Source organism: Allonocardiopsis opalescens, assembly GCF_003002095.1.
Classification (GTDB): Bacteria; Actinomycetota; Actinomycetes; order Streptosporangiales; family Streptosporangiaceae; genus Allonocardiopsis; species Allonocardiopsis opalescens.
This window is the reverse complement of record NZ_PVZC01000001.1, coordinates 992,366-1,006,000: the sequence shown is the minus strand read 5'-3', so window position 1 is coordinate 1,006,000 and position 13,635 is coordinate 992,366. Positions and strand designations below refer to the sequence as shown.

General features: G+C 75.7%; 15 protein-coding genes. 11 read left to right on the top strand and 4 right to left on the bottom strand.

Annotation, left to right across the window (positions count from 1 at the left end; translation table 11 throughout):
• The first annotated feature begins 35 nt into the window (after positions 1–35).
• From egtA to CLV72_RS04000, 5 genes are all read left to right on the top strand, one after another.
• Positions 36–1,235: an ergothioneine biosynthesis glutamate--cysteine ligase EgtA gene (egtA, locus tag CLV72_RS04020; protein WP_106241293.1), complete on the top strand. Its 1,200-nt coding sequence runs from the start codon at positions 36–38 to the stop codon at positions 1,233–1,235.
• Entirely contained in the window at positions 1,232–2,575 is a 1,344-nt protein-coding gene (egtB, locus tag CLV72_RS04015) for an ergothioneine biosynthesis protein EgtB (protein ID WP_106239360.1), read from the top strand. The genes egtA and egtB overlap by 4 nt, the downstream gene beginning before the upstream one ends.
• Positions 2,575–3,324: an ergothioneine biosynthesis protein EgtC gene (egtC, locus tag CLV72_RS04010; protein ID WP_106239357.1), complete on the top strand. Its 750-nt coding sequence runs from the start codon at positions 2,575–2,577 to the stop codon at positions 3,322–3,324. Before egtB ends, egtC begins: the two co-directional genes overlap by 1 nt.
• A gap of 34 nt (positions 3,325–3,358) precedes the next feature.
• Positions 3,359–4,324: an L-histidine N(alpha)-methyltransferase gene (gene egtD, locus CLV72_RS04005; RefSeq protein ID WP_106239354.1), complete on the top strand. Its 966-nt coding sequence runs from the start codon at positions 3,359–3,361 to the stop codon at positions 4,322–4,324.
• Between the two features lie 98 nt (positions 4,325–4,422).
• Positions 4,423–6,189 carry a thiamine pyrophosphate-dependent enzyme gene (locus CLV72_RS04000; RefSeq protein WP_106239351.1) on the top strand — a complete coding sequence of 589 codons (1,767 nt, stop codon included), beginning with the start codon at positions 4,423–4,425 and terminating at the stop codon, positions 6,187–6,189.
• Positions 6,190–6,207: 18 nt separating this feature from the next.
• On the opposite strand, the gene CLV72_RS03995 is transcribed toward CLV72_RS04000, so the two are convergent.
• On the bottom strand, positions 6,208–6,471 hold the full coding sequence (locus CLV72_RS03995) for a DUF6343 family protein (RefSeq protein WP_106239348.1): 264 nt from the start codon (positions 6,469–6,471) through the stop codon (positions 6,208–6,210).
• A gap of 253 nt (positions 6,472–6,724) precedes the next feature.
• On the opposite strand from CLV72_RS03995, the gene CLV72_RS32040 reads away from it, so the two are divergent.
• The 4 genes from CLV72_RS32040 to CLV72_RS03975 all read left to right on the top strand — a co-directional run bounded on the left by CLV72_RS32040 (position 6,725) and on the right by CLV72_RS03975 (position 9,113).
• Positions 6,725–7,066: a DUF3040 domain-containing protein gene (locus CLV72_RS32040; RefSeq protein ID WP_170140862.1), complete on the top strand. Its 342-nt coding sequence runs from the start codon at positions 6,725–6,727 to the stop codon at positions 7,064–7,066.
• Between the two features lie 76 nt (positions 7,067–7,142).
• Positions 7,143–7,541 carry a DUF2267 domain-containing protein gene (locus CLV72_RS03985; protein WP_106239342.1) on the top strand — a complete coding sequence of 133 codons (399 nt, stop codon included), beginning with the start codon at positions 7,143–7,145 and terminating at the stop codon, positions 7,539–7,541.
• Between the two features lie 38 nt (positions 7,542–7,579).
• Positions 7,580–8,716, top strand: coding sequence for an FUSC family protein (locus CLV72_RS03980; RefSeq protein WP_106239338.1), 1,137 nt, complete (start codon positions 7,580–7,582; stop codon positions 8,714–8,716).
• A 121-nt stretch (positions 8,717–8,837) separates the two neighbouring features.
• On the top strand, positions 8,838–9,113 hold the full coding sequence (locus tag CLV72_RS03975) for a hypothetical protein (protein ID WP_106239335.1): 276 nt from the start codon (positions 8,838–8,840) through the stop codon (positions 9,111–9,113).
• Positions 9,114–9,199: 86 nt separating this feature from the next.
• Here CLV72_RS03975 and CLV72_RS03970 read toward each other — a convergent pair whose 3' ends face one another.
• Positions 9,200–9,973: a group II truncated hemoglobin gene (locus CLV72_RS03970; protein WP_106239330.1), complete on the bottom strand. Its 774-nt coding sequence runs from the start codon at positions 9,971–9,973 to the stop codon at positions 9,200–9,202.
• Positions 9,974–10,521: 548 nt separating this feature from the next.
• Complete coding sequence (locus tag CLV72_RS03965; RefSeq protein WP_106239327.1) at positions 10,522–11,643, bottom strand: baeRF2 domain-containing protein; 1,122 nt, start codon at positions 11,641–11,643, stop codon at positions 10,522–10,524.
• 470 nt (positions 11,644–12,113) lie between these two features.
• On the opposite strand from CLV72_RS03965, the gene CLV72_RS03960 reads away from it, so the two are divergent.
• A complete protein-coding gene (locus CLV72_RS03960) occupies positions 12,114–12,911 on the top strand; it encodes a phosphotransferase (protein ID WP_106239322.1) in 798 nt (265 codons plus the stop codon).
• On the opposite strand, the gene CLV72_RS33075 is transcribed toward CLV72_RS03960, so the two are convergent.
• Positions 12,908–13,339, bottom strand: coding sequence for a DUF397 domain-containing protein (locus CLV72_RS33075; RefSeq protein WP_245929849.1), 432 nt, complete (start codon positions 13,337–13,339; stop codon positions 12,908–12,910). The two genes, CLV72_RS03960 and CLV72_RS33075, sit on opposite strands and share 4 nt — an antisense overlap.
• Here CLV72_RS33075 and CLV72_RS03950 point away from each other — a divergent pair.
• Positions 13,338–13,601, top strand: coding sequence for a hypothetical protein (locus CLV72_RS03950; protein WP_146159327.1), 264 nt, complete (start codon positions 13,338–13,340; stop codon positions 13,599–13,601). The genes CLV72_RS33075 and CLV72_RS03950 overlap by 2 nt on opposite strands.
• The last annotated feature ends 34 nt before the right edge of the window (positions 13,602–13,635 follow it).

Sequence of the window (13,635 nt, the reverse complement as noted above, 5' to 3'; positions counted from 1 at the left end):
CCGCGCGGGTGCGCGGAGCCGCCCAGGAGGTGGCCGTGGCCTACCTGACCGAAGACGACGTCCTCGACCATGTCCGCGGTGTCTGCTTCAAGACCGGTCCGCCGGGTCTGGTGGGCATCGAGTCCGAGTGGCTGGTCATCGACCCGGAACATCCGCACGTACCCGTCCCACTGCGCACCGTCGCCCCGGTCGTCGACGCCGGGGGCCCGCCGCCGGCGGGCAGTGCGCTCACCTACGAACCCGGCGGGCAGCTGGAGCTCAGCTCGCTGCCGCAGCCCGGCCTCGCGGCGGCCTTCCGCGCGATGGCCACCGATCTCGCCGACCTCGACGGACGGCTCGCCGCCGTCGGGCTCTGCCTGTCCGGGCACGGCCTGGACCCGCACCGCTCGGTAGAGCGCCAGCTCGCCGTCCCGCGCTACGCCGCGATGGAGGCGTACTTCGACGCCCGGGGCAGGGCCGGCCGGCTGATGATGTGCTCCACCGCCTCGGTGCAGATCTGCCTGGACATCGGGCTGGACGCCGAGGACGCCCGCGCCCGCTGGCGGCGGGTGCACCAGCTGGGCCCGGTGCTGGTGGCGGCCTTCGCCAACTCCCCCCTCTACCGGGGCCGGCCCACCGGCTGGCGCTCCACCCGCCAGGCGATCTGGGCGTCGTGCGACCCGGCCAGGACCCGGCCGGTGCGCCGCGGCGACCCGCTGTCGGCCTGGGCCGAGTACGTCCTGGACGCGCCGCTGATGGCGATCCGCCGCGAGGACGCGCCCTGGATCGTCGACCCGGGCCTGCGCTTCGGCGAGTGGCTGGCCGGGAAGTTACACGGCCACCCCACCCGCGACGACCTGGAGTACCACCTGACCACGCTCTTCCCGCCGGTGCGCCCGCGCGGCTGGCTGGAGCTGCGGATGGTCGACGCGCTGCCCCGGCACTGGTGGCCGGTGCCCGTCGCGGTCGCCACCGCGCTGCTGGACGACCCGGCGGCCGCCCGCGCCGCCGACGACTGCACCGCCGCCCTGGCCGAGGCGGCCGGGCCCGAGGGCGGCTGGCGGGCGGCGGCCAGGCACGGGCCGGCCGATCCGGCGATCGCCGAGGCGGCGCGGTGCTGCTTCGCCGCCGCCCGCGACGCGCTGCCCAGGATGGGCGCCCACGAGCTGATCCCGGTCGTGGACGCCTACATCGAGCTCTACGTCGAGCGGGGCCGCTGCCCCGCCGACGACCTAATCCACGAGGAACGCAGATGAGCGAGACCGCGGCAGGACGCACCCCCGACCAGATCAAGGCCCGGATCGCCGCCGAGCTGACCGGCGGCCGCGACCGCACCCTGGGCCTCACCCTCGCCGCCCTGGACGACGACGAGCTGCTGGCCCAGCACTCCCCGCTGATGTCGCCGCTGGTGTGGGACCTGGCGCACATCGGCAACTACGAGGAGCAGTGGCTGATGCGCGCCGCCGCCGGAATGGCGGCGCTGCGCCCCGAGATCGACCGGCTCTACGACGCCTTCGAGCACCCCAGGGCCACTCGGATCACCCTGCCGCTGCTGCGCCCGGGTGAGGCGCGCGACTACATCGCCGACGTGCGCACGCGCGTCCTGGACGCGCTCGACGCCCTCGAACTGCGCCCCGACCGCCCGCTGCTGGCCGAGGGCTTCGTGTTCAACATGGTCATCCAGCACGAGCACCAGCACGACGAGACCATGCTCGCCACCCACCAGCTGCGCCGGGGCGCCCCCGTGCTGGCCGAGGCGTCGCAGGGCGCGCCCGCCCCGGCGGACCCGGGCCGGCCACCGCCCGCCGAGGTGCTGGTGGCGGCCGGCCCGTTCACCATGGGCACCAGCGGCGACTCCTGGGCGCTGGACAACGAGCGCCCCGCGCACACCGTGCACGTGCCCGCCTTCTGGATCGACACCGTCCCGGTCACCAACCGCCGCTACCTGGAGTTCATGGCCGACGGCGGCTACGAGCGCGAGCGGCTGTGGACCGCGGCGGGCTGGCGCTGGCGCGGCTCCTCCGGCAAGCGCTCCCCCGCCTTCTGGACCGCCGACGGAGACCGGTGGCTGCGCCGCCGCCTGGGCCGGGTGGAGCCGCTGCCGCTGGACGAGCCCGTCCAGCACGTCTGCTGGTACGAGGCCGACGCCTTCGCCCGCTGGGCCGGCCGGCGGCTGCCGACCGAGGCCGAGTGGGAGAAGGCCGCCCGGCACGACCCGGCGTCCGGGCGCTCCCGCCGCTACCCCTGGGGCGACGAGGAGCCGGACGCGCACCGCGCCAACCTCGGCCAGCGGCGGCTGCGGCCCGCCCCGGCGGGCTCCTACCCGGACGGCGCCTCCGCCTACGGGGTGCGCCAGCTGGTCGGCGACGTGTGGGAGTGGACCTCCACCGACTTCACCGGCTACCCGGGCTTCAAGGTGTTCCCCTACCGCGACTACTCCGAGGTGTTCTTCGGCACCGACTACAAGGTGCTGCGCGGCGGCTCCTGGGCCACCCACCCCAGCGTGGCGCGGGCGAGCTTCCGCAACTGGGACTACCCGGTCCGCCGGCAGATCTTCGCCGGCTTCCGCTGCGCCCGCGACGCCGAGGCCCGCTGATGTGCCGGCACCTGGCCTACCTCGGCCCGCCGGTGTCGCTGCGCGAACTGCTCTACGCCCCCAAGCACGGCCTGCACACCCAGTCCTACGCGCCGCGCGAGCAGCGCCACGGCACCGTCAACGCCGACGGCTTCGGGGTGGGCTGGTACGACCCGGGACGTGCCGCCCCGGTCCGCTACCGGCGCGCCGTACCGATCTGGGCCGACGCCTCCTTCGCCGACCTGGCCGACGTGGTCCGCTCCACCTGCGTGGTGGCGGCGGTGCGCAGCGCCACCGAGGGCTTCCCCGTCGAGGAGTCCGGCGCCCAGCCCTTCCGCGCCGACGGCCGCCTGTTCAGCCACAACGGCGTGGTCGGGGACTACGAGGCGGTGGAGGCGGCGCTGCGGGCACACGGCGTCACCGGGGTGCCCGACGTGCGCGCCCCGCTGGACTCCGCCGCACTGCTGGGCTGGGCGGTGCGCGCCTGGCGGTCGGGCGCGCCGCTCGGCGAGGGCCTGGCCTCGGCGGTGGCGCACACCGCCGCCCAGGCCACCGGCCGCTACAACCTGCTGGCCGCCGACGGCACCCGGCTGGCCGCCACCGCCTGCGGCGACACCCTGTACCTGAAGACCGCGTCCGGCGACGACGGACGCCCCCGCGCGGTCGTCCTCGCCTCCGAGCCCACCGACGACGCCGCCGACTGGCGGCCCGTCCCGGACGGCTCCCTGGTCGTGGCGGACCTGGAGGGGGTGGAGATCCGGCCGCTGTGAGGGAGCCGCCTTCGCCCACGACGTGAGGAGCACGATGCCCGACCCGCTGATCGACCACCACCTCGGCCCCGACGACCTCGCCAAGGCGCTGCGCGAGGACGTGCACGAGGGGCTGACCCGCCGGCCGCGCGCCCTGCCGCCCAAGTGGTTCTACGACGAGCGCGGCAGCGAGCTGTTCGAGCGGATCACCCGGCTGCCCGAGTACTACCCGACCCGCGCCGAGCGGGCGCTGCTGGCGGCGAACGCCGCCCGGATCGCGCGGTCGACCGGGGCCGACACCCTGCTGGAGCTGGGCGCGGGCTCCGGCGAGAAGACGCGGCTGCTGCTGGACGCGCTGCGCGACGCCGGGCGGCTGCACCGCTACCTGCCCGCCGACGTCAGCGGCGACTTCCTGGCCGCCTCGGCCGCCCGGATCGCCGCCGAGTACCCCGGGGTGCGGGTGCACGCCGTCGTCGCCGACTTCGAGCGGCATCTGGGGCTGCTGCCGAGGGAGGGGCGGCGGCTCGTCGCCTTTCTCGGCTCCACCATCGGCAACCTCGAACCGGAGCGGCGCCGCGGCTTCCTCGCCGAGCTGCGCGCGGTGATGGCGCCGGGCGAGGCGCTGCTGCTCGGGGTGGACCTGGTCAAGGACCCCGCCCGGCTGGTCGCCGCCTACGACGACGCGGCCGGCGTCACCGCCGAGTTCAACCGCAATGTGCTGCGGGTCGTCAACCGGGAGCTGGACGCCGACTTCGACCCCGGCGCCTTCGCGCACGTCGCCCGTTGGGACCCGCGCCAGGAGTGGATCGAGATGCGGCTGCGCGCCACCCGTCCGCAGCGGGTGCGGGTCGCCGCCCTGGACCTGGTGGCGGACTTCGAGGAGGGCGAGGAGCTGCGCACCGAGATCTCGGCCAAGTTCCGGCCCGAGGGCGTGCGCGCCGAACTGGCCGCCGCCGGCTTCGCCGCCGCGGGCTGGTGGTCCGACGGCGACTTCGCGCTCTGCCTGGCCGAGGTCGCCTGAGGCCGCTCCCCCGGGGCCGCCGGGCGGCCCCGGGGAACGCGCGAAGCCCCGCGGCTGCGCAGGTTTACCGCGCCGCGGGGGAGGCAAGCGGCCGGGCCATGACGCGAATCGCTTCGGAGTCCCTGGTGGAACGGCTGGCCGACTGGGGCGTCGACACCGTGTTCGGCCTGCCGGGCGACGGCATCAACGGGATCATGGAGGGCCTGCGGCGGCACCGGGACCGGATCCGCTTCGTGCTGGTCCGCCACGAGGAGGCGGCCGCCTTCATGGCCACCGGCTACGCCAAGTCCACCGGGCGGCTGGGCGTCTGCCTGGCCACCTCGGGCCCCGGCGGCATCCACCTGCTCAACGGCCTGTACGACGCCAAGCTCGACCACGTCCCCGTGCTGGCGATCACCGGTATGCAGGAGACCTCCGTGCTCGGCACCGCCTACCAGCAGGAGGTGCAGCTGGACCGGCTGTTCGCCGACGTCGCCGAGTACAACCAGGTCATCGCCAATCCGGTGCAGCTGCCCGGCCTGGTCGACCAGGCGGTGCGCACCGCGCTGGCCCGCCGCGGCGTCGCCCACCTCACCCTGCCCAACGACATCCAGGTCGCCGACGCCGACGCCGACCCCTGGCAGCACGTCGCCCCGGCCCGCCCGCCGCACACCGCCCCCGTCTTCCTGCCCGCCCCCGGCATCCCGCGCGAGGAGGACCTGGCCAGGGCGGCCGAGGTGCTCAACGCGGCGCGTCGCCCGGCCGTGCTGGTCGGAGCGGGCGCCCTGGGGGCCCGCGCCGAGGTGACGGAGCTGGCCGAGCGGCTGGGCGCGCCGGTCGTCAAGACCCTGCCCGGCAAGGCCGTCATCCCCGACGACTCCCCCTACACCACCGGCGGGATCGGCCTGCTCGGCACCCGGCCCAGCGAGGACCTGATCGACGAGACCGACGTGCTCTTCATGGTCGGTACCAACTTCCCCTACTCCGCGCACCTGCCCGAGCCGGGCAGGGCGCGGGTGGTGCAGCTGGAGGCCGACCCGGTGCGGGCCGGGGCGCGCATCGCCACCGAGGTGCCGATGGTCGGCGACGCCCGCGAGGGCCTGCGCGCCCTGCTGCCCCGGCTGCGCCGGGCCGAGGACCGCTCCCACCTGGAGAAGTACCAGCGGGCGAGTCAGAAGTGGCGGTCGGACATGGCGGCCATGGCCAATCCCGACCGGGACCCCATCGCCCCGCAGTACCTGGTGTCGGTGGTCGACCGGCTCGCCGACGACGACGCGATCCTCACCTGCGACAGCGGCACCATCGCCACCTGGGCGGCCCGCCACTGGACCATCCGCGGCGAGCGCGGCTTCTACCTGTCGGGCACCCTCGCCTCGATGGCGCCCGGCCTGCCCTACGCCATCGCGATCCAGCACGCCCACCCGGACCGCCAGGTGATCGCCTTCATCGGCGACGGCGGCTTCGCGATGCTGATGGCGGAGTTCCTGACCGCCGCGCAGCTGCGGCTGCCGGTCAAGGTGATCATCAACAACAACAACTCGCTCGGGCAGATCCTGTGGGAGCAGATGGTGCTGGGCTACCCCGAGCACGGCGTCCGCTTCCACGAGCCCGCCAGCGACTTCTCCACCTGGGCCCAGGCCTGCCGCGGCCACGGCGCCAAGGTGGCCAGGGCCGCCGACGTGGAGGGCGCGGTGCGCGCCGCGCTGGCGCACGACGGGCCCGCCCTGGTCGACGTGGACGTCGACCCCGACGAGCCGCCGATGCCCGCCAAGGTCTCCTACGACCAGGCCAAGAGCTTCGCCCGCGCCTTCGCGCACGGCCAGCCGCGGCGGGCCGCCATCGCGACCACCCTGTTCAAGGACCGCATCCAGAGGATGGGCGACTGAGCGTGGCCGGCCGCCGGCTCAGCCGAACAGCGAGGGCGGCGGCCCGCCCTCGCGGCGGCGCTGCCGCAGCCGCACCAGCACCACCCCGATGTCCACCGCGGCCACGGCGGCCAGCACCCCCAGCGCGACCGCGACCGCCGTCCAGCCGCGAGCGGCCGACGCCACGCCCGCCGCCAGGCACACCAGCAGCCCGAAGACGGCCAGCACCAGCCGCAGGGTCAGCGCGCTGTAGGGGCGCTCCAGGCTGCCTCTCGGGGCGCGGCGCCCCTCCCGTCCCGGCATGGCTCCTCCGTTCCGCGCGCGCTCGCGCGCCACTACTGCTCTCACGCGACCGCTGCCCGGCTCCCCCGCGCCCATGGGCGCGAATCCGCCTCCCGAGGCGGCCCCGGGGCGGCTCCCGCAGGCGTTTAGGCCGGTCAGGGCAGAGGTAGCGGCCGAGACGGGGGGAGCACCGCTCCCGTCCGGGGGAACGGAGGGGTTCCGCCGGGGAGTCCGGACCCGGAGCCCCCCAGTCGCCGTTGGAAGGTGGCGCCGGATGAGCCTGTCGAACCGGGAAGAGCGGCTGCTGAGCACGATCGAGTCCGCACTGGCCAGCGATGACCCAGAGCTCGCCGCACGAATGCGCGAGCTGAACGACGCCCTCGAAGCCGAGTCGGCCCCCTCGGGGCGCGCCATGCTGATGATCGTCTGCTCGGTGGTCGTCGCCGTGGTGCTGTCGGTCTTCGCCACCTGGCCGGGCGAGGAGCAGGACCTCTCCGGGTCGGGGTCGCCCGCCGAGTCGGTGCAGCCCGGGGCGCCCGCGGGCGACAAGCCCGCCGAGGACCCGCCCATCGGCGGCGACGCCCCCGGCTGCGCCGACGGCTGCCCCGGGTGGTGACCGGCACCCACGGGCGGCGGGTGCGCCGCCCGGAGCCGGGTAGCGGCCCGGCGAACGCGATCCGAGCGAAGGAGTGGTGATCGTCGCCATGCCCGTCCTCTTCAGGGACCTGGTGTCCTCGGTCGCCCGGCTGACCGGGCTGCACGGCGAGGAGGCGCGCGCGGTCACCGAGGTCGCCGTGATCGCCCTCGCCCGCTCCGTTCCCGAACCGGGCCGCGGCCGGCTGCTGGCCGTCCTGCCCGGCGACATGGCCGCCTTCCTGCCCCTGGCCCGCCCGCCGTCGGACCGCACCGACGAGGACGTCGTCCGCGAGCTGGCGCGGCTGGGCCGGCGCGCCCCCGCGCAGGCGCGCGCCGAGGCCATGGCCGTGTACGCGAGCCTGTGCGAGCACGACCCCGGCCTGGCCGGGGAGCTGGACCTGCCCGGCGGCCTGGCCGCGCTCTTCACCCGTCCCCGCCCCGCCCCCGCCCGCTGAAACCGGCCGCCGCGGCGCGCGGCGGCCCTGGAGTGCCGATGCCATCGAAAGCCCCCGGCGCCGTACGCGGCGCCCGGTGGTGGTCGCGGCTGCGCGGCGGCGCCACGGCGCCGGCCCGCCCCTCCGGGGAGAGCCCGGAGCGCTACCTGCGCGACCGCACCGCCCTCGCCCTGAAGGCCGTGCTCGCCGCGGTGCTCGCCTGGCTGATCGCCCGCTACGCGCTCGGCCAGCCCAACCCCTACTTCGCGCCGCTGGCGGCCACGCTCAGCGTCTACCCGACGGTGGCGCGCTCGCTGCTGGAGGGCGCGCAGTACGCGGGCGGCTTCCTGATCGGCGCCGCGCTCGCGGTGCCGGTGGGGATGCTGATCGGCCCGAACACGGCGGGCATCGCGGTCGTGGTGCTGGTGTCGATCGCGGTCTCCAGCTGGCGGCGGCTGGGCGACCAGGGCGGCCAGGTGGCCTTCACCGCCCTGTTCGTGCTGCTGTTCGGCGGCGAGCAGGCGCTCGGCTACGCGCTCCCCCGGCTCGCCGACCTCGGCGTGGGCCTGGCCGTCGGGCTGGGGGTGAACATCTTCGTGCTGCCGCCGCTGCACATGCGCCCGGCCGCCGACACGCTCGCCCGGCTGGGCGCCGACGTCGGTACCGCGCTGGAGCGGCTGGCCGGGGTCGCCGCCGACCCCGGGGACGGCACCTGGGACGCGTGGCGGCGCGCCGAGGCGGAGATGAACACGCGCGCCCGGCAGGCCAGGCGCGCCCACGACCGCGCGTACGAGAGCCTGCGCTGGAACCCCAGGGCGGCGCACCGGCGCGACCGGCCCAGCGGCGCCCTGATCGGCGCCCTGGAGCAGCTCACCGGCTACTGCAGGGCGACCGGGCACACGCTTCGCGAGACCGTCGGCGAGGAGGGCGGGCGCACCGGGCCCGCCGGCGCGTTCGGCGAGGGCTACTGCCGGCTGCTGCGCCGGATCGCGCCGCTGGTGCGGCGCTTCGCCGAGGGCGACGGCTCGGGACCGGACGGGCTGGACGACGCCTGGCGCGCCCAGCACGCGCTGGAGAAGCAGGTCGCCGACCGCAGGGCGGCCCTCGACTTCGGCGACCTGGAGAACCGATTGCTGCAACTCACGCACCGGATGCTGGCCGAGCTGACCGGCTCGGAGACCCCGGGCGGGCGCTAGCGCCCGCCCGCGGAGCGGACCGCCGCTGTTTCACTCTCCGTGGTCCGGGAACACGGACGGCGTGGCGGTAGGGCGCTGTCGGGCGACCGCGCGGACCGGCCGCCGCGGGAAGGAGTCCCCCATGGGCATCGGCGTGAGCCTGACGCTGATCACGGTCGGCGCCGTGCTGGCCTTCGCCCTCGACCTCGACATCCCCGGCCTGAACCTGCCGGCCGTGGGCTACGTGATGATGCTGATCGGCGGGGTGGGTCTCGCCATCCTGCTCTACTTCTGGCGGCCCAAGCTCCGCAAACCCACCGTCGGCGGGCCGCCCGAGGTTGAGGAGGCGATGGTGCGCCGCCGCCGGCCCGGCAGGGTGCGCCGGCTGCGTCAGCGCGACGAGCCCCTCGACGAGTGACGGCGGCGCGGCCCGCCGGCCGCGCCGCGGCGCGCACCCCGGTACGGCGCCGGACGGGGGTGACGTACCGGGGTGTCCGCGGCGGCTCAGCCCTGCCAGGGTGGCGCGACTCCCCAGCCCCAGCGGGGCACCGGCGCGTCCTCGAAGGGGGCGGCGCCGGGCTGTGAGTTGGCCAGCGCCAGCCGGGTGCCCCACTCGATGTATCCGGTGAACGCGGCCCGGAACTCCGGGTCGCCGGGCAGTCCCACCTCGTCGGCGGCGTCGGTGAGCAGCGCGATCCAGCGCCGCCGCTGCGGCTCGGTGATCGCCCTCCCCCGGTGCTGTCCGAGCATGTGCGGGTAGCCGCCGCGCTCCTCGGTGTAGCGCGCGGGCCCGCCGAAGACCTCCGCCAGCCACAGGGCGACGTAGTGGGGGTGGTGCGCGTCCATGTGCCGGAACACCGGTTCGAGCAGGTCGTCGGCGCGGACCTTGCGGTAGAAGGCGTCGGTCAGCCGCTCGAAGGCGTCGGAGCCGCCGGCCCACTCGTACAGTGACGGCGCCGGATCGCCCGCGCCCGCGCCGGTGCCGGCCACCGCGGTGGGCGCGTAGTGGCGCATCTCCTCGATGGCCTGCACGTACGGGCGGATCTCGGCGAAGAAGGCCGGGAAGGCCGCGCTCCCCCGGAAGCCCTGGAGGTGGTCCTCGGCGGAGGTCCACCGGATGCGCAGCACGTAGGCGCCGGGCTCCTCGACGCAGCCGGAGAGCTCGTAGTCGAGGCACTGCGGCGACGAGGCCAGCGGCACGGCCGCCCGCGCGTAGGCCGCCTCGAACTCCTCCCGGTCCGCCTCGGCGATCCGGTAGCGGATGTATTCCACGATCATGCGCCGAATCTAGGCGCCGCCGCGGCCGCGCCGACCGGCTCGGCCGAGTGGTTATGCCGGAGTTCATCCGGGTGTAACCGCGGCGCGCGGGGCGGGACGTCTCTCCTCGCCCGGGCGCGGTGGCACGGCGGCGCGCTGGGTCCGACGGCTGGTCTGAGCCGGTCGCGGACCCGTCCGCCCGGCCGCCGGACGGCGCGTCCGGACACCCAGTCCCGGCGGACCCGGGCAGGGCCCGCCGGGACGCCGCGCCAACGCACGGTGACAAGGCCACACGGCTTCAGGCGCGATCGCGTCGTCCGACGACGGCTTCTCGTTCGGGACGCCCGCGGGTGCAGCGGCAGGCGGTTCGAAGCCGATCGCGAACCCGTACGCCCCGGCCGCGCCCGTTCGGCGGCCCACCGACCCACGGGATCGGAGGCGCCGGGGCGCGGCCCCGCCCGACCGCCCCCAGGTCCTTTTCGGCCCGGAGCGGCCGGGCCGCACATGGCGGCGCGGCCGCGCCGGACTCGCTCCGGGCGCGGCCGCGTCGGGTCCGCGGCGGGCGGTACTCACTCGGGCACGGTGGTGAACCGCAGCACCGCGCCGACGTGGTCGCGCAGCGACAGGCGCGAGCTGTCCACTCCGGCCACCGTCACCACCTCGGCGTCGGTGGCGTGGGCGGCGCGGATCAGCAGCGCGTCGCCGGGGGCGTGGATGGGGGCGCCCCGTCCGGCGAACTCGGGGGCGTCGGCCTGGTCGCTGACCAGCTGCGCCTCGGCCGGGCTGGCCCACAGCTCGCCGTCGACGCCGTCGGCGTCGATCAGCAGAGTGTCGACCTGTCCCTGGCTGAGGGCGGCCGCCGTGCCGGAGCCGCCGTCGACAGCGCGGCGGTCGCGGCCGCGCTCCTGCTCGTAGGCGCCGATCAGCTCGGCGCGCTCGCGTGCGGCGTAGGCGCCGACGGCCTCGTCCACCGCCTCGTCCAGGCCCGCGCTGTGCGAGCCCTCGCCGCGGCCGCCGCCCTCGATCTCCACCAGGATGCTCAGGGAGGTGTCCAGGAGGTGCTCGCGGAGCGCGGCGAGCGCGCGGACGTCGCCGGTGACCAGCAGCAGCCGGGCGCCGACCTCGGTGACGGCCGTCTCGACGTCGTCGGCCACCCGGGCGGCGTTCTCCGCCCACAGGTTCTCGGACCTGCGCTGGTAGTGCTTGTGCGCCCAGTCGCCGACGTGCACCTTGCGGATGTGCAGCGTGCCGCCGTCGACGCTGCGCTCGTCCACCTCGCCGCCCGCGCCGTAGGCGTGGATGTCGGCGCCCACCCGGTCGACCTGCGCCAGCACGTACGGGACGGCGGCGTCGCGGTCGGCGATCAGCGGAAGGGTGTCGGGCACCGGCAGCCAGGAGGCGCGGTCCTGGTCCGGGCGGCGCGACAGCGTGTATCCGGCCAGCACCCGGCCCTCGGCCGCGAAGTACGCGGTACCGTGCGGGCCGGGCATGCCCAGATCGGTGCCCACCACCTCGTCAAGGGCGGCGAGGGTGTCCTCGGGCGCGCCGTCGGACGCCAGGCGCTCCCTGAGCCCGCGCCAGCGCAGCTCGATCTCCTTGGGCGCGTTCTCCACCGAGCGTGTGGTGTCCAGGTAGACGGAGGCGACCGACGCGTCCGTCTCGTACACGGGGTCGAGAAACCTTAGCTCCATGCCGTCCCGCTGCCCCTTCGCCGCACCCCCATTCACACCCCGCCGCCCCCCGGCCCCGCGGGCCCGTCGGGCCTCCGCGCGCCCGCGAAAACCGGGTGCGCGCGGCCGGGCGCGCCGCGATCCTGGACGGCATGGCGTGGATCATCGGCGCGGACTTCGACGCCTTCCCGGCGGACGCCGAGCCCTTCCTGACGCGGCGGCGCCCGCTAGACACGCAGCCGCTCCCCTCCGGTCGACCGGCCCGCCCCGCAGCGCGCCTGTCAAGCCGGCCGTCCACAGGCGGGGGCGCCTCCGGCCGCTCGTCCACAGGAGCCCGCCCGGCCGCCCACCCCGGACGCGATGTGCGCGAAAATGGAAGTGGGCTCGCCCCCCTGGGCGGGAGGGGGATGCGGGTGGTGCGGGTTCGCGGACGGGTGCGGGGCGGCGTGCGGCGGGGTGGGCACAGGGATCTTCCTACTGAAGGGTCGACGATGACCGAACAACCGCTCGCCGGCGGCGGGGCGAACGTCGGGGCCGACGCGGTGGTGCGGTCGGGTGCGATGGTGCGGCGGCCGGTCGGGCCGTGGACGCCGACCGTGCACCGGCTACTCGACCACCTGACCGCGGTCGGCTTCGCCGGAGCGCCCGGGGTGCACGGGTACGACGCGGCCGGGCGCGAGGTGCTGGACTTCGTGCCCGGGGAGGTGGTGCACTACCCGGTGCCCGAGGAGCTGCGCGGCGACGACACCGTGCGCGCGGTGGCCCGGCTGCTGCGGGAGTACCACGACGCCACGGTGTCCTTCACCGTGCCGCCCGACGCGGTGTGGCAGCTACCGCCGCGCGAGCCCGCCGAAGTGATCTGCCACGGCGACGCGGCCGGGTACAACACCGTCTTCCGCGACGGCCGGCCGGTCGCCTTCATCGACTTCGACGTCGCCCACCCCGGGCCCCGGGTCTGGGACGTCGCCTACACCGCGTACCGCTTCGCGCCGCTGCACGCGCCCGGCGCCGACGAGGGCTGGCTGCCGGTCCCCGAGGCGGCCCGGCGGCTGCGCGTGTTCGCCGACGCCTACGGCCTGTCGGCCGCCGACCGCGCCGCCCTGCCCGCCACCGTGCCCGAGCGGCTGCACGCGCTGGTCGACTTCATGCACGAGCGCGCGGCGGCGGGCAGTGCCGCCTTCGCGTCCCACATCGCCGAGGGGCACGACCAGCGGTACCGGGCCGATGCGGCGCACGTGGCCGCGCATGCCGACGTGTTGGGAGCGGCGCTCATGACAGGTCGGACCTAACGGCCCGCGCTGCCGGGCGCCCGCATCTCCGCCAGGAACGCGACCCAGGCGGCACGGTCGAAGGTGAGCTTCCCTGCGGTCCGGTTCTTCGAGTCGCGGACATCGACGCGCATGTCGGTAACACGAACCTCAATGCACGCGTTGCTGGCTCCTGAGCTGTGGCTGGCTGCCTCGGGGCTCATCGCGAGTTCTCGCACCCGCTCGAAGACGCGGAGCAGCGGCCGTGTGCCGGTCTCGGCATCGTGGTGGACGGCAGGTCCGTATACCGACGTCACGAAGCCGATCCGTGGTGCCGTAGCGAAGTCCAGGACGATGATGCAACCACCGAGCAGCGGATCGTTCGGTGCCGGCGCGGACCGAACGACCTGCACCGTGAGATCTGGCCGCGTCTCCAGCAGTTGAAGAAGGTGCAGGAGCTGCCCGCGCATGACGGAAGCAGACCCCATGGGCTACTTCACGAGCGACGACCCGCTGAGCACGTACTCGATGATTACCAGCCCCAGCCGGACGCCCGTCAAGTGCTTCGTGACCCGCGACGGCGGCCATGTCGACCTGTCCTTCGGCACCAACGGCCGCGTCGCGCTGACCATCGACGCCGCGATGCTCGACCCGATCATGGCCGCGCCGGCCAAGGTGCGGACGGTCGCCGAGGCGAGGGCGGTGCACCCCGTCGACGAGGACGACGACTGACCGGCCGGACCCTGGAGGGGAGCGGGTCCGGCCG

Bases quoted from the DNA above. Each gene is read 5' to 3' on its own strand.
- egtB (WP_106239360.1), top strand. From the start codon at position 1,232: ATGAGCGAGACCGCGGCAGGACGCACCCCCGACCAGATCAAGGCCCGG.
- egtC (WP_106239357.1), top strand. From the start codon at position 2,575: ATGTGCCGGCACCTGGCCTACCTCGGCCCGCCGGTGTCGCTGCGCGAA.
- egtD (WP_106239354.1), top strand. From the start codon at position 3,359: ATGCCCGACCCGCTGATCGACCACCACCTCGGCCCCGACGACCTCGCC.
- CLV72_RS04000 (WP_106239351.1), top strand. From the start codon at position 4,423: ATGACGCGAATCGCTTCGGAGTCCCTGGTGGAACGGCTGGCCGACTGG.
- CLV72_RS03995 (WP_106239348.1), bottom strand. From the start codon at position 6,471: ATGCCGGGACGGGAGGGGCGCCGCGCCCCGAGAGGCAGCCTGGAGCGC.
- CLV72_RS32040 (WP_170140862.1), top strand. From the start codon at position 6,725: ATGAGCCTGTCGAACCGGGAAGAGCGGCTGCTGAGCACGATCGAGTCC.
- CLV72_RS03980 (WP_106239338.1), top strand. From the start codon at position 7,580: ATGCCATCGAAAGCCCCCGGCGCCGTACGCGGCGCCCGGTGGTGGTCG.
- CLV72_RS03975 (WP_106239335.1), top strand. From the start codon at position 8,838: ATGGGCATCGGCGTGAGCCTGACGCTGATCACGGTCGGCGCCGTGCTG.
- CLV72_RS03970 (WP_106239330.1), bottom strand. From the start codon at position 9,973: ATGATCGTGGAATACATCCGCTACCGGATCGCCGAGGCGGACCGGGAG.
- CLV72_RS03965 (WP_106239327.1), bottom strand. From the start codon at position 11,643: ATGGAGCTAAGGTTTCTCGACCCCGTGTACGAGACGGACGCGTCGGTC.
- CLV72_RS03960 (WP_106239322.1), top strand. From the start codon at position 12,114: ATGACCGAACAACCGCTCGCCGGCGGCGGGGCGAACGTCGGGGCCGAC.
- CLV72_RS03950 (WP_146159327.1), top strand. From the start codon at position 13,338: ATGACGGAAGCAGACCCCATGGGCTACTTCACGAGCGACGACCCGCTG.
- CLV72_RS33075 (WP_245929849.1), bottom strand. From the start codon at position 13,339: ATGCGCGGGCAGCTCCTGCACCTTCTTCAACTGCTGGAGACGCGGCCA.